Below are 19,174 nucleotides of genomic sequence, written 5' to 3'. Positions count from 1 at the left end.
CGGGCTGCCATCATGCGTATTTCTCCACTTCCTCCTCTGCCGTCGCTGATCGCGTTTGAAGCTGCCATGCGGCACAGCAGCTTCACGCGCGCTGCGGCGGAACTCCATCTGACGCAAAGCGCCATCAGCCGCCAGATCGCGCAGCTGGAGCGTTTCCTCGGCAAGAAGCTGTTCATCCGCGAGCCGCGCGCGCTGCGCCTGACCGTCAGCGGGCAACGCTACGCCGAAGAGGTGCAGCGCCTGCTGGTCGGCTGCGCCGAAGTCACCGAAGACATCATGAAGCGCAAGGGCCACAGCGAACTGACGGTGGCCTGTTCGTCCGGCGTCGCGGTGCTGTGGCTGACGCCGCGGCTGGCGCGGTTCCGCGCGCTGCAGCCGGAATGCCATCTGCGCCTGATCGTCAACGACAGCCTCGCCGCCTTGTCGGAAACCGATTTCGACATGGGCATCTACTTCCTGCGCGACGGTCCGCCGTCCGGGCTGGCGGCACGCCGCTTGTATGACGAAGAAGTGTTCCCGGTGTGCTCGCCGGCCTATCTTGCCGGGCGCACACTGGCGCCACGCGACTTGTTGCAGGAAACCCTGCTGATGCAGGAAGACGGCCAGCGCCAGTGGATGTCCTGGCAGAACTGGATGGCGCAGAACGGCCTCGGTGACGCCCGCATCGAACATCAGATCCTGTCCAATCAATATCCGATCCTGCTGCAACTGGCGATGGAAGGCCACGGCATCGTGCTGGCCTGGCGTCACATGATCGACGCCTGCATGCGCGCAGGCTTGCTGGTGCGCGCCTGCGAGGCCAGCGCCAGCCTGGGCGGCGGCTATTATGCGGTGTGGCCGCGCGACCGCATCGAGCACGCGGCGGCGCGCAGTTTCCGCAACTGGCTGGTCGAGGAGAGCGCCGTCGCCGTTGCGGACTGATCGTGCGACGGGCGATGCGGATACAATGGGCGTTGGCAACTTGTCACATGCTCAAGAGAAATGAACCGTCCCTTTAAAATCCCCGAGTCCGTCCTGGTCGTCATCTACACCGCAGCGCTGGACGTGCTGCTGATCGAACGCACCGACAAGGCCGGTTACTGGCAATCGGTCACCGGCTCCAAGGACACGCCCGACGAACCCCTGGTGCTGACCGCACAACGCGAGGTCGAGGAGGAAACCGGGATTGTGATTAGTGACGAAATCAGTGTTTCGCCGACAGCCGCCAATCGCGTTCCGTGCGATCATCTCAGCGACTGGAAGTTGTCGAACGACTACGAAATCTACCCGGTCTGGCGTCACCGTTATGCACCCGGCGTCACGCGCAACCTCGAGCACGTGTTCGGCTTGCTGGTGCCGCAAGGGATTCCGGTGACCCTGGCGCCGCGCGAGCATACGCGCTACCAGTGGTTGCCGTACCGCGCTGCGGCCGACCTGTGTTTCTCGCCGTCGAACGCCGAAGCGATCCTGCAGTTGCCACAGTACATTTAGGTTGTTGACATACATTCGTAACGTCGACGACCGCAGTCTTATTTGAATTTACCAAGAGGTTTTGCCGATCGTATGAAGTTACGCATAGCCACTTACAACATCCACAAGGGGGTCACCTCCTTCAGTGGGCGCCCGCGCATCCATGCGCTCAAGCAGGCGCTGGCGCAACTCGACGCCGACCTGGTGTTCCTGCAGGAAGTGCAGGGTCGCCACGATCGCATCGCCCTGCGCCACGCGGCGCTGTGGCCGCAACAGGCACAGCATGAATACCTGGCCGGCGAATCACATCACGCCGCTTACGGCGTCAACGCGGTGTACGACCACGGCCATCACGGCAACGCCTTGCTGTCGCGCTTCGCGATCGCTTCCGCGCGCAACCAGGACGTGTCGGATCACGCCTATGAGTCGCGCGGCATCCTGCATTGCGTGGTGGAGATCGAAGGCGTGCCGGTGCATTGCTATGTGATCCATCTCGGCTTGTTCGCTGGCGGCCGCCGCCGTCAGACCGCGGCGCTGATCGAAGCAGTGCGCGCGTCGTCGCCGCCGGACGCGCCCATCATCATCGCCGGTGACTTCAATGACTGGGGCAACAAGCTCAGCGAATTCCTGCGCATCCGCCTGGGCGTGAGCGAAGTGTTCGAACAGCATGGCTCCGCGCACGGCCTCATGAGCTACCTGCGCAAGCTCGGCGGCATGCGGCCGGCGATCCAGCCGGCGCGCACCTTTCCGGCGTCGATGCCGATGTTGCGGCTGGACCGCATCTACTTGCGCGGCTTCGAAGTCGAATCGGCGGAAGTCATGCGCGGCGGCCTGTGGGCGAACCTGTCGGATCACGCCCCCATAGTCAGCACCTTGCGCTTAAAATGACGGCAGTCCAACTTCCGTCCTCCCTTTCCTTGCCAGCTCTCTTTCTTGACTATCGCCATCGCGCGGGCCTGCCATGCGCGTAATCAGCTATAGCGGCGACAACAATGTGGTGCTGCTGCGCAGCGGCGCCGAATTCTTTCCAGCGCTGATCGCCGCCATCGACGACGCCCACGTCGAGATCTATCTCGAGACCTACATTTTCCGCATTGACGATACCGGCATCCTGGTGCGCGAGGCCCTGGCGCGCGCGGCCAAGCGCGGTGTCATCGTCAGCGTCATCACCGACTGGGTCGGCACGGGCCGCGTCCACAGCAAGCAGGTCAAGGCGACGCTGACCGCCGCCGGCATCCAGCACCGCTCTTTCAATCCCTGGTTCCGGCGCGGCGTTGCGCGCAGCCATCGGAAACTATGCGTGGTGGATCGCAAATGGGCGTTTGTCGGCGGGCTCAATATCAATGACGATTTTATCGACGACGCCAGCCACGAAATATTGCCGGCGCCCCGCTGGGATTTCGCGGTGCAGATCAACGGGCCGCTGGTCGAGGCGATCCATGAGGAAATGCAAAACCAGTGGATACGCACCGGCAAGATGAAGCTGCGCGCGCGCTGGGATAAATTCAAAATGGCGCGCTATACCCAACATGGCACCGAGCCGGGACAAGCGTTGGCCGGGCTGGTGGTGCGCGACAACCTGCGCAATCGCCGCACCATCCAGCGCGCTTATCTGCAAGCGCTCGGCCGTGCCCGCGAAACGGCGTTCCTCGCCAATCCCTATTTTGCGCCCGGCCGCAAGCTGCGCCGCGCGCTGGAAGAAGCCGCCATGCGCGGCGTCAAGGTGACTTTGCTGCTCGGCGTGGGACAGTTTTATATGCAGGATGCGGTGGCGCATTCCTTCTATCCGAAACTGCTCAAGGCCGGCGTGCGCATCGTCGAATACACCAAGACCCAGCTGCACGCCAAGGTCGCGGTGATCGACGACGAATGGGCCACGGTCGGCTCCAGCAACTACGACGGCCTCAGCCTGTTCGTGAACCAGGAGGCCAACGTCGTCGTCAGCGACGTCGACTTTGCCGCCACCCTGCGCAACGAAATCGAAGTCGGCCTGCGCGAGGGCAGGTTGGTGCAGTTGCAGGATTTCCTCCATTCGCCTTGGTACAAGCGCCTCTGGTACGGCACCGCCTTCCTCATGTATCGGGGAATCATCCGCATCATTACCTTGGGACAGGACGCTTAGCGCTCCTGCATGTCATTGCCTTTACACAAGGCTGGGTCATAATGCACTTTCATTTTTGCAGGCGCATGCGAGCAGATGCGCGATGTTGCCGGCCTGAATGGAATGCCTATCCCATCAATAAAGACAATCAATTTCTCAATATCAATAAATTTAATTAAAGTTCATGCAGCACCGCCATCATGCAGGCACAGATGCGGGTCTTCTAACCTAGTTTTTTAAAGGGATGTGACATGAGCAACAAGTTAACCACCTCCGCCGGCGCCCCGGTTGCCGACAACAACAACATCCAAACTGCAGGCCCGCGCGGTCCGGCTCTGCTGCAAGACGTCTGGTTCCTCGAAAAGCTGGCGCATTTCGACCGCGAAGTCATTCCCGAGCGACGCATGCACGCCAAGGGTTCGGCCGCCTACGGTACCTTTACCGTGACGCACGACATCACCAAATACACCAAGGCCAGGATCTTCTCCGAAGTCGGCAAGAAAACCGACCTGTTCCTGCGCTTCTCGACCGTTGCGGGCGAACGCGGCGCGGCCGATGCCGAGCGCGACATCCGCGGCTTCGCCATCAAGTTCTATACCGAGCAAGGCAACTGGGACCTGGTGGGCAACAATACGCCGGTGTTCTTCATGCGCGATCCGCACAAATTCCCGGACCTGAACCGCGCCGTCAAGCGCGACCCCAAAACCAACTTGCGCAGCGCCAACAACAACTGGGATTACTGGACGCTGCTGCCGGAAGCGCTGCACCAGGTCACCATCGTCATGAGCGACCGCGGCCTGCCGCGCTCGTATCGCCACATGCACGGTTTCGGCAGCCACACTTTCAGCTTCATCAACGCCGCCAATGAGCGCTTCTGGGTCAAGTTCGCCTTCAAGACCCAGCAGGGCATCCAAAACCTGACCGACGCCGAAGCCACCGAGCTGGTCGGCCGCGACCGCGAAAGCTCGCAGCGCGACCTGTTCGACGCGATTGAGAACAAGGACTTCCCGCGCTGGAAACTGTTCGTGCAGATCATGCCCGAGAAGGAAGCCGGTTCTTATCACCTCAATCCGTTCGACCTGACCAAGGTGTGGCCGCACAAGGACTATCCTGAAATCGAAGTCGGCGTGCTGGAACTCAACCGCAATCCGGAAAACTACTTCGCCGAAGTCGAGCAGGCTGCTTTCTCGCCGGCCAACGTGGTCCCGGGCGTGGGCTTCTCGCCGGACAAGATGCTGCAAGGCCGCCTGTTCTCGTACGGCGACGCGCACCGTTACCGTCTCGGCGTGAACCATTACCAGATCCCGGTCAATGCGGCGCGTTGCCCGGTCCATACGTCGCACCGCGACGGCGCCATGCGCGTCGACGGCAACCACGGCGCGACCCTGGGCTACGAGCCGAACAGCTACGGCCAATGGCAGGAGCAGCCGGATTTCCGCGAGCCGCCGCTGGCCCTCGAAGGCGCCGCCGATCACTGGAACCATCGCGTCGACGAGGACTACTACTCACAGCCGCGCGCCTTGTTCCAGCTGATGACGCCGGCCCAGCAGCAGGTCCTGTTCGAGAACACCGCACGCGCCATCAACGGCGCCTCGGAGCCGGTCGTGCAACGCCATATCGACAACTGCACCAAGGCCGATCCTGCCTACGGTGCCGGTGTAGCGAAGGCAATTGCGGCGCTCAAGGCCGGCAGCAAGTAAGGCAGGGCATACTCGCCGGAAGGTAGTTCCGGCATCGAAAAACGCCGCTGTTCCGCAAGGACGGCGGCGTTTTTTATAGACAAATAAATTTGAATATTTGCGACGTTCATACCGAAAATCCACCGTATCGCCATTGCCCCTGAAATGGACTAAGATGGACATCCCGGATTTCAACAAGCAAGTCAGTCCACCCCCGGAAAGACTTCGGTAATTCAACAAAAGGAGTGAAACATGGATGACGTCGTTATTGTTGCAGCACAGAGAACAGCGGTCGGTAAATTCGGCGGTTCCTTGTCGAAAATCGCCGCCTCGGATCTCGGCGCGCAAGTCATCAAGGCCTTGCTGGCAAAGACCGGCATCAAGCCGGAAAGCATCAGCGAAGTCATCCTCGGCCAGGTGCTGACAGCCGGCGTCGGCCAAAACCCGGCGCGCCAGGCGGTGATCCGCTCGGGCTTGCCCGACATGGTCCCGGCCTTCGTGGTCGGCAAGGTCTGCGGCAGCGGCCTCAAGGCCGTGCAGCTGGCGGCCCAGGCGATCAAGTGCGGCGACGCGCAGATCGTGATTGCCGGCGGCCAGGAAAACATGAGCGCCTCGCCGCACGTGCTGAACAACTCGCGCGACGGTTTCCGCATGGGCGACGCCAAGCTGACCGACACCATGATCGTCGACGGCCTGTGGGACGTCTACAACCAGTACCACATGGGCATCACCGCTGAAAACGTCGCCAAGAAATACGACATTTCGCGCAAGGAGCAGGACGAGTTCGCCGCCGCTTCGCAGAACAAGGCCGAAGCCGCGCAAAAGGCCGGCAAGTTCAAGGATGAAATCGTCCCGATCGAAATCAAGAACAAGAAGGAAACCATCGTTTTCGACACCGACGAATTCGTCAAGTCGGGCGTCACCGCCGAAGCGCTGGGCGCGCTGCGTCCTGCGTTCGACAAGGAAGGCACCGTCACCGCCGGCAACGCGTCGGGCATCAATGACGGCGCTGCCGCCGTAGTCCTGATGTCGGCCAAACTGGCGGCTGAACTCGGCCTGCCGGTGCTGGCCAAGATCAAGTCGTATTCCTCGGCCGGCCTCGATCCAAGCATCATGGGCATGGGCCCGGTGCCGGCGTCGCAACTGACGCTGAAGAAAGCCGGCTGGAGCCCGCAAGACCTCGACCTGATGGAAATCAACGAAGCCTTCGCGGCACAGGCGATCGCGGTCAACAAGCAAATGGGTTGGGACACCAGCAAGATCAACGTCAACGGCGGCGCGATTGCGATCGGTCACCCGATCGGCGCCTCAGGCTGCCGCGTGCTGGTCACGCTGCTGCACGAAATGATTCGCCGCGACGCCAAGCGCGGCCTGGCCAGCTTGTGTATCGGCGGCGGCATGGGCGTGGCGTTGGCGGTTGAGCGTTGAGGTTGTCTTGCCGGGCTACGACCCGGCGCGCTGAGCAATAACGCAGCAAAAATGCCGGCCTTGCGGAAACTCCCAAGGCCGGCATTTTCATTTTGACCCGAATTGAATCTACATTGAATCTGAGCTGAGTCTGAACCGACATGGACACCACCCGCATCGACAAATGGCTCTGGGCGGCGCGCTTCTTCAAGACGCGTTCGCTGGCCACCGACGCCGTCGAGCGCGGCAAGGTGAAGCTGCGCGGCGAACGCACCAAGCCTTCGCATAACCTCAAGACCGGCGACATGCTGCAGATCGACAATGGCGCCACCGAATGGGAAGTGCAGGTCTGCGGCATCTCCGACAAGCGCGGTTCGGCCGCCGTGGCGCAGGGCCTGTACGGCGAAACCGCCGCCAGCGTCGAAAAGCGCCGACTGCTTGCCGAGCAGCACCATTTCTTCAAGGAACCGACGGCCACGCTCAAAGGCCGCCCGACCAAGCGCGACCGGCGTTTGCTCGATCAGTCCTCGTCCTGAATCCCCTTTTTCTACGCGACGAATCGCGATCTTTCCCTCCCGCAAGCGCTACCGGCGGTGTGGCTTCAATGCCTCCCTCGCCGCAATTTGATGACGCCCTCACTTTTCGTTTGACATTTGTCATGCAATGAATAATAGTACGACCGTTCGCATAAAAAATTCTGCGCTGCCCAGGTAGGCCGAAGACAACAATAAACACCGGTGCAGCAGACCCACACGTGGCGTTTTTCGAGATACAGCAATGATTGAGACATCATCATCCGTGACACGGCCGAAGTTCATGCGCAAGGGCGAGCTCACGCGCGCCGCAATTCTTGACATGGCCTTGGAGTTGTCCAGCCGCGACGGCCTGGAAGGCCTCACCATCGGTTTGCTCGCCGAAAAAATGAAGATGAGCAAATCCGGCGTGTTCGCCCATTTCGGCTCGCGGGAAGACCTGCAGATCGAAGTCGTGCGCCTGTACCACCATCGCTTCGAACAGGAAGTTTTCTATCCCAGCATCAAGGAGCCGCGCGGCCTGCAGCGCCTGCAAGGCATGTTCGCGCGCTGGGTCAAGCTGGTCAGCGTGGAAATCGCGCTCGGTTGCATCTACATCAGCGGCGCGGTCGAATATGACGACCGTCCCGGCGCCATCCGCGACCACCTGGTGGCAATGGTGCAGGCATGGCGCGACGCGCTGCACCGCTGCATCAACCAATCGATGGAAATGGGCCACCTGCGCGACGACATCAACGTCGAGCAAATGGTCTACGAAATCTACGGCCTGATCCTGGCGCTGCATCACGACGCGCGCTTCCTCAAGATCCCGGGCAGCGTCGAACGCGCGCAGGCTGGTTTCGATCGCCTCATCGACAGCTATCGCAACCCGCAAGTGCCGCAGATTTCGGCGTCTGCCAAGACCGCCAGCAGCAAAACCACAAAACCGGCTGCTAAAAAAGCAGCTTGAAGCAGCTTCAATTCAATCAGAATTATTCCAATCAGTTCCGCCGGAGACCACCATGCCCCAATACAACGCCCCCCTTCGTGACATGCAATTCGTTCTGCACGAGTTGCTCAAGGTGGAAGACGTCCTCAAGACCTTGCCGGCGCACGCCGACACCAACCGCGAACTGATCGACCAGGTGCTGGAAGAGGGCGGCAAGTTCACCTCGCAGGTGCTGTTCCCGTTGAACCATTCGGGCGACCGTGAAGGCTGCACCTACAACAAGGACACCAAGACCGTCACCCCGCCCAAGGGTTACAAGGAAGCCTACAAGCAATACGTCGAAGCCGGCTGGGCGGCATTGTCCTGTGATCCCGATTTTGGCGGCCAGGGCCTGCCGCTGGTGATGAACAACTCGTTCTACGAAATGCTGAACTCGTCCAACCAGGCCTGGACCATGTATCCCGGGCTGTCGCACGGCGCGTATGAGTGCATCCACGCGCACGGTTCCGACGAACAAAAAGCGCTGTACCTGCCCAAGCTGATCTCCGGCGAATGGACCGGCACCATGTGCCTGACCGAAGCGCACTGCGGCACCGACCTTGGCATGCTGCGCTCGAAGGCCGAGCCGCAAGCCGACGGTTCCTACAAGATCACCGGCAGCAAAATCTTTATTTCTGCCGGCGAGCACGACATGTCCGACAACATCGTCCATCTGGTGCTGGCTCGCCTGCCGGATGCGCCGCAAGGCTCCAAGGGCATCTCGCTGTTCATCGTGCCGAAATTCATGCCCAACGCCGACGGTTCGCTGGGTTCGCGCAACCCGATCACCTGCGGCGCCATTGAAGAAAAGATGGGCATCCACGGTAATGCCACCTGCCAGATGAACCTGGACGGCGCAGTCGGCTGGCTGATCGGCGGCCCGCACAAGGGTTTGAACGCGATGTTCGTATTCATGAACGCAGCCCGTCTGGGCGTCGGCATGCAAGGCCTCGGCCTGACCGAAGTCGCGTATCAGAACGCGCTGGTCTACGCCAAGGACCGCATCCAGATGCGCAGCCTGTCGGGCGTCAAGGCGCCGGACAAGGCCGCCGATCCGATCATCGTGCACCCCGACGTGCGCCGCATGCTGCTGACCGCCAAGGCCTATGCCGAAGGCGGCCGCGCATTCTGCTCCTATGTCGCGCTGCAACTGGACAAAGAGTTGAATCACCCGGATGAAGAAGTGCGCAAGGAAGCCGCCGACCAGGTCGCGCTGCTGACGCCGATCGTCAAGGCCTTCATCACCGACAACGCCTGGATCGCCACTTCCGAGTGTCTGCAAGTCTACGGCGGCCACGGCTACATCTCCGAATGGGGCATGGAGCAATACGTGCGCGACGCCCGCATCAACATGATCTATGAAGGCACCAACACCATCCAGTCGCTGGATTTGCTGGGCCGCAAGATCCTGATGGACAACGGCGCAAAACTGAAAAAATTCGGCGCGCAAGTGCAGGCTTTCATCGAAGACAACGGCACCGACGAAGCGATGTCCGAGTTCATTTCGCCGCTGGCCGACATCGGCGACAAGGTGTCCAAGCTGACCATGGAAATCGGCATGAAGGCTTTCCAGAATCCGGACGAAGTCGGCGCCGCCGCCGTGCCTTACCTGCGCGTCGTGGGCCACATGGTCTACGCCTACTTCTTCGCGCAAATGGCCAAGATCGCGCTGGAAAAGCAGGATTCCGGCGACAACTTCTACAAGTCCAAACTGGCCACGGCACGCTTCTACTTCGCCCGCCTGCTGCCTGAAACCGCGACCCTGATCCGTCAGGCGCGTTCGGGTTCGTCCAACCTGATGGCGCTGGACGCCGATCTGTTCTAAGCATCTTCATCAGGCTGCAAGCGTGACGGCCGGCAAGTTTTCGAACCTCGCCGTCACGCCAGTGTCATCACAGCACAGCATGCTGTAAAAAATTGCGGGAAGGCGTAGAGTGTCGCAGACCGTCCGGTTTTTGTGACCTGCTTCCTGATCAGCCAGACCTCATTTCTGCATCATTAAAAGGAGACACGCGTGTCCAACTTCATCGTCAAAAAAGTAGCCGTTCTCGGCGCGGGTGTGATGGGCGCCCAGATCGCAGCGCACTGCATCAACGCCAAAGTGCCGGTCGTGCTGTTCGACCTGCCGGCCAAGGAAGGTCCAAAGAACGGCATCGTCCAGCGCGCCATTGAAAACCTGAAGAAACTCAGCCCCGCGCCCTTGGGCAACAAGGAAGACGCATCGCTGATCCAGGTCGCCAACTACGAAGACGACATCGAGCTGCTCAAGGGTTGCGACCTGATCATCGAAGCCATCGCCGAGCGCATGGACTGGAAGCACGACCTGTACAAGAAGGTCGCGCCGCACATCGCGCCGAACGCCATCTTCGCCTCCAACACGTCCGGCCTGTCGATTACTGCGCTGTCGGACGGCTTCGACGCTGAACTGAAAGCGCGCTTCTGCGGCGTGCACTTCTTCAACCCGCCGCGCTACATGCATCTGGTCGAACTGATCCCGACCGCGACCACCAATCCGGAAATCCTCAACCAGCTCGAAGCCTTCCTGACCACCACGCTGGGCAAGGGCGTCGTGCGCGCATTCGATACGCCCAACTTCGTGGCGAACCGCGTCGGCGTGTTCGGCATCCTGGCCACCGCCATCGAAGCGGAAAAATACGGCCTGTCGGTCGACGTCGTCGATGACCTGACCGGCGCCAAGCTGGGCCGCGCCAAGTCGGGCACCTTCCGCACGGCGGACGTGGTCGGTCTGGACACCATGGGTCACGTCATCAAGACCATGCAGGACAATCTGAAGGACGATCCATTCTTCAGCAGCTACGCCACGCCGCCGTTGCTGGCCAAGCTGGTCGAGCAGGGCGCGCTGGGCCAGAAGAGCGGCGCCGGTTTCTACAAGAAGGTCGGCAAGGACATCCTGCGCATCGATCCGGCCAAGGGCGACTACGTCCCGGGCGGCGGCAAGGCCGACGACATCATCGCGCGCATCCTGAAAGAAAAGGATCCGGTCAAGCGCATGAAGGCGCTGCACGATTCGACCAATCCGCAAGGCCAGTTCCTGTGGGCGATCTTCCGCGACGCCTTCCATTACATTGCCGTGCATCTGGAAACCGTCGCCGACAACGCGCGCGACCTCGACTTCGCCATGCGCTGGGGCTTCGGCTGGAGCGTCGGGCCGTTCGAGACATGGCAGGCGTCCGGCTGGCAGCAAGTCGCCACCTGGATCAAGGAAGACATCGAGGCCGGCAAGGCGCTGTCGACAGCACCGCTGCCGGCCTGGGTATTCGACGGCCGTGACGGCGTGCACAGCGCGCAAGGTTCGTACTCGCCATCGAAGAAAGCCAACGTCGCCCGTTCCGAACTGCCGGTGTACCAGCGCCAGGCGTTCCGTGCGCCGCTGGTCGGCGAAGGCGCAGCCGACGGCAAGACCGCCGGCACCACCTTCTTCGAAGACGAATCGGTACGCATCTGGCATCAGAACGACGACGTCCTGATCCTGTCCTTCAAGACCAAGATGCACGTCATCGGCCAGGGCGTCATCGACGGCATGAACAAAGCCATCGACGAAGCCGAGAAAAACTTCAAGGGCCTGGTGATCTGGCACGCGGACGCAGCCGAAGGCGGCGCGTTCTCGGCCGGCGCCGACCTGCAATCGATGCTGCCGCTGTTCATGTCGGGCGGCGTCAAGGCCATCGAGCCGGTCGTGCATCATCTGCAACAGGCACACCAGCGCCTCAAGTACGCCAACGTCCCGGTCATTGCCGCGGTTGCCGGCCTGGCGCTGGGCGGCGGTTGCGAACTGCTGCTGCACACCGCCAAGCGCGTGGCCTCGATCGAGTCCTACATCGGCCTGGTGGAAGTCGGCGTCGGGCTGATCCCGGCCGGCGGTGGTCTGAAAGAAGCGGCCGTGCGCGCCGCCAAGGAAGCCAAGGGCAACGACATCCTGCAATTCCTCAAGGACTACATGCTGGCCGCGGCCACTGCCAACGTCTCCAAGTCGGCGCTGGAAGCACGCAAGCTCGGCTACCTCAAGGCGGATGACGTGATCGTCTTCAACCCTTACGAATTGCTGCACGTCGCCAAGGTCGAAGCGCGCGCGATGTTCGACTCCGGCTATCGTCCGGCGCTGGCGCCGCAAGTGCCGGTGGTCGGTCGCTACGGCGTCGGCACCATCATGGCGCAACTGGTCAACATGCGCGACGGCGGCTTCATCTCCGCCCATGACTTCAAGCTGGGCCAGATGATCGCCGAGATCGTCAGCGGCGGCGAAGTCGAAGAGGGCAGCGTGGTCAACGAGCAATGGTTGCTGGACCTGGAACGCAAGGCGTTCATGGAACTGCTGAACCATCCGAAGACGCAAGAGCGAATCATGGGAATGATGCAAACAGGCAAACCTGTTCGGAATTAATTTTCGTCAATGCATCGAGCCACGTAAAAAATCAGGAGCCATAAATGACCAAACAACTTCAAGACGCCTACATCGTCGCTGCGACGCGCACCCCGATCGGCAAAGCGCCGCGCGGCATGTTCAAGAACGTGCGCCCGGACGACCTGCTGGTGCGCGTGATCCAATCCGCGATCGCGCAAGTCCCGGGCCTGGACCCGAAACTGATCGAAGACGCCATCATCGGCTGTTCCTTCCCTGAAGGCGCGCAAGGCCTCAACATGGCGCGCAACGCCGTGCTGCTGGCCGGCTTGCCGAACACCATCGGCGGCGTCACCATCAACCGTTATTGCGCATCCGGCGTGACCGCGATTGCCATGGCCGCTGACCGCATCCGCGTCGGCCAGGCCGACGTCATGATCGCCGGCGGTGCCGAGTCGATGTCGATGGTGCCGATGATGGGTTTCCATCCCTCGGTCAACATGGGCGCATTCAAGGACGAAAACATCGGCATGGCCTACGGCATGGGCCTGACCGCGGAAAAAGTCGCCCAGCAATGGAAGGTCTCGCGCGAAGCGCAGGACGCCTTCTCGCTGGCTTCGCACCAGAAAGCGATTGCGGCGCAGCTGGCAGGCGAATTCAATGATGAGACCACGTCGGTCGATATCATCGAGCGCTTCCCCAACCTGGCGACCGGTCAAATCGACATCAAGACCCGCACCGTCAACAAGGACGAAGGCGCGCGCGCCGACAGCAGCATCGAAGCGCTGGCAAAACTGAAGCCGGTGTTCGCCGCCAAGGGCAGCGTCACCGCCGGCAACAGCTCGCAGACGTCGGACGGCGCCGGCGCCCTGATCCTGGTCAGCGAAAAGATCCTCAAGCAATTCAACCTGACCCCGCTGGCGCGTTTCGCCTCGTTCGCCGTGCGCGGCGTACCGCCGGAAATCATGGGCATCGGTCCGAAGGAAGCCATCCCCGTCGCCCTGCGTGCGGCCGGCATCACCCAGGACCAGCTGGACTGGATCGAACTGAACGAAGCTTTCGCAGCGCAAGCACTCGCAGTCATTCAGGATCTGGGCCTGGATCCGTCCAAGGTCAACCCGATGGGCGGCGCGATTGCACTCGGCCATCCGCTCGGCGCGACCGGTGCGATCCGTGCGGCGACGACCATCCACGCGATGCGTCGCAAGAACCTGAAGTACGGCATGGTCACCATGTGTGTCGGTACGGGCATGGGTGCCGCCGGCATTTTCGAACGCATGTAAGCCAGAACCAAAACGACAAAGCTTAGGAATCAAGCCGCACAGTCATTGGCCGTGCGGCTTTTTTTATCGGAGACATATGGAAATCGAACTCACCAAAAGCAACGGCGTCCTGACCATCGCCTTCAACCGCGAAGAAAAGAAGAACGCCATTACCGCCGCGATGTACCAGCAGCTGGCCGACGCTCTCAAGGACGCCGAAACCGACAACGCGGTGCGCGCCATCCTGTTCACCGGCAAGCCGCAGATCTTCACCGCCGGCAACGACCTCGAAGACTTCCTCAAGAATCCGCCCAGCAGCAAGGACGCGCCGGTGTTCCAGTTCCTGTGGGAGATCAGCCACGTCGGCAAGCCCATCGTCGCCGCCGTGTCCGGCGCCGCGGTCGGCATCGGCACTACCTTGCTGCTGCATTGCGATCTGGTCTACGCCGCCGACAACGCCAAGTTCTCGATGCCGTTCACGCAACTGGGGTTGTGCCCGGAAGCCGCTTCGTCGCTGCTGCTGCCGCATATCGCCGGCTACCAGCGCGCCGCCGAAAAGCTGCTGCTGGGAGAAGCCTTCGACGCTGCCGAGGCGCACGCCATGGGCATCGTCAATCGCGTGCTGACGGCGGAAGAGTTGCTGCCGTTCGCCCAAAAGCAGGCGGCCAAGCTGGCCGCATTGCCTGCCAGCTCGGTGCGAGTCACCAAACAACTGATGAAGAAGAATCGCGTCGCCGCCACCGAGGCGCAGATGGCGGCGGAGATTGAACACTTCGCAAAAATGCTGACGGCGCCGGAAGCCAAGGAAGCCTTCACGGCATTCTTCGAGAAGCGTCGGCCGGATTTCAGCAAGTTCGCCTGAGTCCGGTCAATGCATGCGGTGAAGGCAAGAACGCCGGCATCAACCACCGGCGCGATTGAGCCTTTGAGCAGCTTCTGCCACCATGGATTCCCGCAGCGCCCGACGTTTGCCCGAGTCCTTGAGCACCGCTGCCACAATCTCCGGCGGCGATGTGTAGGGCGTACCGCCGGCAAACGGCGGCGCCGGATCGTATTCCATCGCCAGCTGGATTTTTTGCGCGGTCTCGAGGCCGGCAATATCGGCCACGACGCGCAGCGCCATGTCGATGCCGGAGGTCACACCGCCGGAGGTGTAAATATTTCCATCGCGCGTCATCCGGTCATTTGAAACTGTGGCGCCGAACTGCGTCAACATGTCGCGTGCTTGCCAGTGGCCGCCGGCGCGTTTTCCTTTCAAAACCCCCGCCGCGCCAAGCAATAAAGAGCCGGTGCAGACGCCGAATACATAGTCGCATCTGGCGCTTTCCCTGCGCACATACGCTACCCATTCCGGGTCCAGCATCGCTGTATCGATGCCGGTGCCACCGGGTATGACCAGGATGTTCGACGGCTTGGCGGTCGCTCGCGTGACGTTGGGCAACAGTCGCAATCCGCGATCCGTGCGTACCGCCTCCGGCGTAGCGGCCACCAGGTCGACGGTCCATCCGGGTGTGCGCGCCAGCACCTCATAGGGGCCGGTGATGTCCAACTGCACCATGTCGGGAACGGCGATGATATTGACGTGCATGGGCCTGTCTTTTGAAGCGCCCTGGGCCAGTGACCTGGTCGCCGCCGATGCCAGCAATACACTGGCTACACCGCTTGCCTGCAAGATCGTTCTGCGTTTTTGATCCATGTTGACCTCCCCGAAATTTGTCGTATACCCTGAGATGGATTATGCGCAATGGAGCAGGGGAATTTATGCCAAATAGCAGTCCAAAAATGCCAGCGCGACAAGTCGTCATTCTCGTTTTCGACGGTGTGCAGCCGATTGATTTTTCCGGCCCGGCGCAGGCGTTGATCACCGCGAATGAAGAGGGCGCATCACCGCAATACCTGGTCAGCGTGCGGTCATTCACTGCCGGAAAAATCCAGACGGCTTCGGGATTCTCGATCAACGCGGAATCGGTCGATCTCGTTGAGAATATCGACACCCTGCTGATCCCCGGCGGCCCGGGCGTGCATGATGCAGTCCAGAAAAATCCGGAATTCAAGAATGCCTTGCGTCGATTGTGCGAGCGCTCCAGGCGGATATGTTCCATTTGCACCGGCGCCTTCTTGTTGGCGCAGACAGGCATGCTGACGAACCGACGTGCTGTCACGCATTGGCGTTCCTGCGATCGTCTGTCCAGCGAGTTTCCCGAGGTGCAGGTGCAGCCCGATTCACTTTTTCTGAAAGACGGGCAAGTCTGGACTTCGGCCGGCGTGACTGCGGGAATCGATCTGACCCTGGCGTTGATCCAGGAAGACCATGACGCCACTCTCGCTGCGAAAGTCGCGCGGCGACTGGTGGTGTATCTGCGCAGGCCGGGCGGGCAGAATCAGTACAGCGAACCCTTGTCTCTGCAGGAAGCATCGGGAACTCCGTATGCCGACTTGCTTCAGCAGATGATCAGCAAGCCGGAATTGGCGTGGACGGTTGAACACATGGCCTCAATCGCAGGTCAGTCTCTGCGTTCGTTTCATCGGCAATTCAAGGAAGGCACAGGAACGACCCCCTCCAAGGCCTTGGAAAAGATCCGTACCGAACTGGCGCGAACTTACCTGCTTACCACCGATATGCGCATGAAGCAGATTGCCGCCAAAGCAGGCTTCGACTCGGAAGATGCGATGCGCGACGCCATTGTTCGCCAGTTCGGACTCTCGCCGAAAGAAATGCGCGAACGATTTTAGCCATGCAGGTGGTGCCGCTGGATAGGCTCATCTTCTTTTCCCCCTGGCGTCTTGACGACTGACCCGGCGCCATGCCGCGGACGTTGTCGCGCATGCCGCTCCTGTTCTCGTCGGACAAATACCACCCAGTTTTAGCAAAATTGGAAAGTGTTTGCAAAATGGAAGAAGTTTCCATAAAATGATTTCCATCCAATAGGCCTCGAATTTTTTGAGGTCGCCATCTTGGTATGGAGACGTCCATGACAGCAGTATTGCAACGCAGTTTCCGGGTCCTTGAGGAACTCGCCATCGCCCCTGAAGGCAGGACCCTTTCCGAACTGGTCAACGAACTGGGATTGCCCCTGAGCGCGACCCATCGCCTGCTCGCGGATCTGATCGAGCAGGGCTATGTGCGCAAGGACGAACGGCGCGGCGAATTCCTGCTGACGATGAAGATGCCTGCGCTCGGCCTGCGCTTTCTGAGTGCGGCCGGCATCGCCGATATCGCCCAGCCCATCCTCGAACGCCTGGCCGGACAATGCGGCGAGCTGGTCCGGCTGGCGCTGGTGGAAGACGATCAGCTGATCTACGTCGCCAAGGCGCAAGGCGCCCGCCAAGGCATCGTGTATGACCCGGAGATGGGGCGTCCGGTGACCTTGTCGGTCAGCGCCGCCGGCATCGTCTGGATGTCGACCAAGACCGAGGAAGAAGCCATGGCGCTGGTGTCGCGGCAGGGCTTCGGTACGCCGGCGGAATTCGGGCCGCGTGCGCCGACCACCTTCAAGGCATTGATGCCGATGGTCGAACTGGCCCGTAGCCGCAAGTTCGCCACCACGCAGGACATGTTCCTGCCCGCGATGAGCTCGATGGCGACGCCGGTCTACGGGCCTGCGCAGGAAGTGCGCGCCGTGCTGATCATTGCCGGACCGATGTCGAGATTGTCGGAAGAAAAGATGGAAGAACTTGCTCCCGTTCTGCAGTCCACTGCACAGGAGTTGTCGGAAGCCAGCAGCGTGTCGCCGATGTTCCGGCGCGCACTGAATTCACGGCAGACCGAGCCTGCCTCATAAGAATTAACACCATCGCCGGCAGGCGAAACTGAACAACTGATTCAACGCCAACCGGCTCGTTGCTGCGCGCCGGCGGGGAAGTGTTTGCGCGCAAAAAAAGCAGCTATCTAAAACCACCAAGAGCGACTAACAAAACGTCGATGGCAGGCGCGCCGACGAAGACAGTACGAAAGTACGGCTAGGAGAAGCAACGCCGCCGGCGGCGTTTTGTTAGTCGCTCATAATAATCAACAAGGAGACTGAGATGAGCAGTTCATCGCATCAACATGACGGCAATGCCATGGCCAATCGGGCGGTAACGGCCGCCACCATGGGCACCGCCCTGGAATGGTTCGACTTCACGCTGTACGGTGCGGTCGCGGCCACCATACTTCCCAAGCTGTTCTTCCCTGCGCTGGAACCGACCTCGGCGTTGCTGGCATCGCTGGCGACCTTCAGCGTCGGCCTCGCGGCGCGTCCCCTGGGCGCGATCATCTGCGGCTACTTCGGCGACAAGATCGGCCGTCGCAATCTGATGCTGGGAACGGTGTCGGCGATGGGCATTACCTCGGTGCTGATGGGCTTGCTGCCGACCTACGCGCAAATCGGCGTCTGGGCGCCGATCCTGCTGGTGATCCTGCGCATCCTGCAAGGCTTCGCGCTCGGTGGCGAATCGACCGGCGGCCAGTTGATGGCGCTGGAACATGCACCGGCCGCACTGCGCGGACGCTACTCGGGCCTGATCGGCATGTGTGCGCCGCTCAGCCAGATATTGGCGAACGGGGTGTTGCTGGGGCTGGCGGGACTGATGAGTGCGGAGGCTTTCGAAAGCTACGGCTGGCGCATTCCGTTTGTCGCCAGCTTTGTCCTGGTGATCGTCGGACTCTACATCCGCCTCAAGGTGAACGAAACGCCGGCCTTCGTCGAGCTGAAGAAATCCGGCGTCTCCACCCAGGGCCGGCCGCTGCGCGACGCCTTCCGCCTGCACTGGAAAACCATCCTGCGCATGATGCTGTTCTTCTGCGGCCCGACCGCGCTGTTCTACCTGGCCGTAGTGTTCACGCTGAGCTACCTGACCAACAACCTGGGCGTGCCCAAGCAGACCGGCTTCAAGCTGCTGATGATCGCCAATGCCTGCGCCATCGTCGGCTCCATCGTGGGCGGCCGCGTCAGCGACAGGATCGGCCGCAAGCGCGCACTGATGATCGCTTCCGCCGCAACCTTCGTCATCATGCTGGCCTATTTCCCGGCGATGGAGACGCGCAACTTCGCCGTGATGGCGATCGCCATGGGTTTGTTCATGTGCTTTACCCAGGTGCAGACAGGCATCCAGCCGGTCGCCTTCGCTGAAGCATTCCCGACCAATGTGCGCTACACCGGTTCGGCGCTGGCCTTCACCGGCGCCAGCCTGTTCGCCGGCGGCCCTGCGCCGGTGGTGGCGACCTGGCTGGTCAAGCTGGGCAACGGTTCGCCGTGGGGCCTGGTGGCGCTGGTGGCGGTGCTCAATATCGTGTCCTTCATCATGATCGCCATCGGTCCCGAGACCGCCGGCAACGACATGAACCGCATCGACTCCGATCTCGGCGGCGTGCAGGCCTATCCCGATGGCGCCAAGCGGGCAACGGTGTAAGGCATTCATCAGCAAGCAACAAGGA

General features: G+C 61.3%; 16 protein-coding genes. 15 read left to right on the top strand and 1 reads right to left on the bottom strand.

Going from position 1 to position 19,174, the window contains the following annotated elements:
- Positions 1–12 precede the first annotated feature (12 nt).
- The 12 genes from ACIROW_RS17095 (at position 13) to ACIROW_RS17040 (ending at position 14,620) form a co-directional block, all read left to right on the top strand.
- Positions 13–921, top strand: a complete 909-nt coding sequence (locus ACIROW_RS17095; protein WP_402277640.1) for a LysR substrate-binding domain-containing protein — start codon at positions 13–15, stop codon at positions 919–921.
- 60 nt (positions 922–981) lie between these two features.
- Positions 982–1,470: a dihydroneopterin triphosphate diphosphatase gene (gene nudB / locus ACIROW_RS17090; RefSeq protein ID WP_402277639.1), complete on the top strand. Its 489-nt coding sequence runs from the start codon at positions 982–984 to the stop codon at positions 1,468–1,470.
- A 72-nt stretch (positions 1,471–1,542) separates the two neighbouring features.
- Positions 1,543–2,337: an endonuclease/exonuclease/phosphatase family protein gene (locus tag ACIROW_RS17085; protein ID WP_402277638.1), complete on the top strand. Its 795-nt coding sequence runs from the start codon at positions 1,543–1,545 to the stop codon at positions 2,335–2,337.
- Between the two features lie 73 nt (positions 2,338–2,410).
- Positions 2,411–3,571 carry a cardiolipin synthase ClsB gene (gene clsB / locus ACIROW_RS17080; protein WP_402277636.1) on the top strand — a complete coding sequence of 387 codons (1,161 nt, stop codon included), beginning with the start codon at positions 2,411–2,413 and terminating at the stop codon, positions 3,569–3,571.
- A gap of 230 nt (positions 3,572–3,801) precedes the next feature.
- A complete protein-coding gene (locus ACIROW_RS17075) occupies positions 3,802–5,250 on the top strand; it encodes a catalase (protein WP_402277635.1) in 1,449 nt (482 codons plus the stop codon).
- Between the two features lie 231 nt (positions 5,251–5,481).
- Entirely contained in the window at positions 5,482–6,657 is a 1,176-nt protein-coding gene (locus tag ACIROW_RS17070; protein WP_402277633.1) for an acetyl-CoA C-acetyltransferase, read from the top strand.
- A gap of 140 nt (positions 6,658–6,797) precedes the next feature.
- A complete protein-coding gene (locus ACIROW_RS17065) occupies positions 6,798–7,172 on the top strand; it encodes an RNA-binding S4 domain-containing protein (RefSeq protein ID WP_116436906.1) in 375 nt (124 codons plus the stop codon).
- 241 nt (positions 7,173–7,413) lie between these two features.
- A complete protein-coding gene (locus ACIROW_RS17060) occupies positions 7,414–8,118 on the top strand; it encodes a TetR/AcrR family transcriptional regulator (RefSeq protein WP_402277631.1) in 705 nt (234 codons plus the stop codon).
- Between the two features lie 52 nt (positions 8,119–8,170).
- Entirely contained in the window at positions 8,171–9,961 is a 1,791-nt protein-coding gene (locus ACIROW_RS17055; RefSeq protein ID WP_402277630.1) for an acyl-CoA dehydrogenase C-terminal domain-containing protein, read from the top strand.
- 189 nt (positions 9,962–10,150) lie between these two features.
- Complete coding sequence (locus ACIROW_RS17050; protein WP_402277628.1) at positions 10,151–12,538, top strand: 3-hydroxyacyl-CoA dehydrogenase/enoyl-CoA hydratase family protein; 2,388 nt, start codon at positions 10,151–10,153, stop codon at positions 12,536–12,538.
- 44 nt (positions 12,539–12,582) lie between these two features.
- Positions 12,583–13,779 (top strand): acetyl-CoA C-acyltransferase, encoded by a 1,197-nt coding sequence (locus ACIROW_RS17045; protein ID WP_402277626.1) that lies wholly within the window; start codon positions 12,583–12,585, stop codon positions 13,777–13,779.
- A 76-nt stretch (positions 13,780–13,855) separates the two neighbouring features.
- Positions 13,856–14,620, top strand: a complete 765-nt coding sequence (locus ACIROW_RS17040; protein WP_402277624.1) for an enoyl-CoA hydratase — start codon at positions 13,856–13,858, stop codon at positions 14,618–14,620.
- Between the two features lie 39 nt (positions 14,621–14,659).
- Here the strand turns inward: ACIROW_RS17040 and ACIROW_RS17035 are convergent, their stop codons facing one another.
- Positions 14,660–15,346 carry a DJ-1/PfpI family protein gene (locus tag ACIROW_RS17035; protein WP_402277710.1) on the bottom strand — a complete coding sequence of 229 codons (687 nt, stop codon included), beginning with the start codon at positions 15,344–15,346 and terminating at the stop codon, positions 14,660–14,662.
- Between the two features lie 194 nt (positions 15,347–15,540).
- Between ACIROW_RS17035 and ACIROW_RS17030 the strand changes: the two genes are divergently transcribed.
- The 3 genes from ACIROW_RS17030 to ACIROW_RS17020 all read left to right on the top strand — a co-directional run bounded on the left by ACIROW_RS17030 (position 15,541) and on the right by ACIROW_RS17020 (position 19,149).
- Positions 15,541–16,491 (top strand): GlxA family transcriptional regulator, encoded by a 951-nt coding sequence (locus ACIROW_RS17030; protein WP_402277622.1) that lies wholly within the window; start codon positions 15,541–15,543, stop codon positions 16,489–16,491.
- A 239-nt stretch (positions 16,492–16,730) separates the two neighbouring features.
- On the top strand, positions 16,731–17,540 hold the full coding sequence (locus tag ACIROW_RS17025; RefSeq protein WP_116434608.1) for an IclR family transcriptional regulator: 810 nt from the start codon (positions 16,731–16,733) through the stop codon (positions 17,538–17,540).
- A gap of 244 nt (positions 17,541–17,784) precedes the next feature.
- Positions 17,785–19,149, top strand: coding sequence for an MFS transporter (locus ACIROW_RS17020; RefSeq protein ID WP_402277619.1), 1,365 nt, complete (start codon positions 17,785–17,787; stop codon positions 19,147–19,149).
- The last annotated feature ends 25 nt before the right edge of the window (positions 19,150–19,174 follow it).

This window comes from Herbaspirillum sp. NPDC101397 (genome assembly GCF_044767325.1).
In the GTDB taxonomy this organism is placed as follows: domain Bacteria; phylum Pseudomonadota; class Gammaproteobacteria; order Burkholderiales; family Burkholderiaceae_D; genus Herbaspirillum.
This window is presented reverse-complemented; position numbering and strand designations above follow the sequence as displayed.

Bases quoted from the DNA above. Each gene is read 5' to 3' on its own strand.
- ACIROW_RS17095 (WP_402277640.1), top strand. From the start codon at position 13: ATGCGTATTTCTCCACTTCCTCCTCTGCCGTCGCTGATCGCGTTTGAA.
- nudB (WP_402277639.1), top strand. From the start codon at position 982: ATGAACCGTCCCTTTAAAATCCCCGAGTCCGTCCTGGTCGTCATCTAC.
- ACIROW_RS17085 (WP_402277638.1), top strand. From the start codon at position 1,543: ATGAAGTTACGCATAGCCACTTACAACATCCACAAGGGGGTCACCTCC.
- clsB (WP_402277636.1), top strand. From the start codon at position 2,411: ATGCGCGTAATCAGCTATAGCGGCGACAACAATGTGGTGCTGCTGCGC.
- ACIROW_RS17075 (WP_402277635.1), top strand. From the start codon at position 3,802: ATGAGCAACAAGTTAACCACCTCCGCCGGCGCCCCGGTTGCCGACAAC.
- ACIROW_RS17070 (WP_402277633.1), top strand. From the start codon at position 5,482: ATGGATGACGTCGTTATTGTTGCAGCACAGAGAACAGCGGTCGGTAAA.
- ACIROW_RS17065 (WP_116436906.1), top strand. From the start codon at position 6,798: ATGGACACCACCCGCATCGACAAATGGCTCTGGGCGGCGCGCTTCTTC.
- ACIROW_RS17060 (WP_402277631.1), top strand. From the start codon at position 7,414: ATGATTGAGACATCATCATCCGTGACACGGCCGAAGTTCATGCGCAAG.
- ACIROW_RS17055 (WP_402277630.1), top strand. From the start codon at position 8,171: ATGCCCCAATACAACGCCCCCCTTCGTGACATGCAATTCGTTCTGCAC.
- ACIROW_RS17045 (WP_402277626.1), top strand. From the start codon at position 12,583: ATGACCAAACAACTTCAAGACGCCTACATCGTCGCTGCGACGCGCACC.
- ACIROW_RS17040 (WP_402277624.1), top strand. From the start codon at position 13,856: ATGGAAATCGAACTCACCAAAAGCAACGGCGTCCTGACCATCGCCTTC.
- ACIROW_RS17035 (WP_402277710.1), bottom strand. From the start codon at position 15,346: ATGCACGTCAATATCATCGCCGTTCCCGACATGGTGCAGTTGGACATC.
- ACIROW_RS17030 (WP_402277622.1), top strand. From the start codon at position 15,541: ATGCCAGCGCGACAAGTCGTCATTCTCGTTTTCGACGGTGTGCAGCCG.
- ACIROW_RS17025 (WP_116434608.1), top strand. From the start codon at position 16,731: ATGACAGCAGTATTGCAACGCAGTTTCCGGGTCCTTGAGGAACTCGCC.
- ACIROW_RS17020 (WP_402277619.1), top strand. From the start codon at position 17,785: ATGAGCAGTTCATCGCATCAACATGACGGCAATGCCATGGCCAATCGG.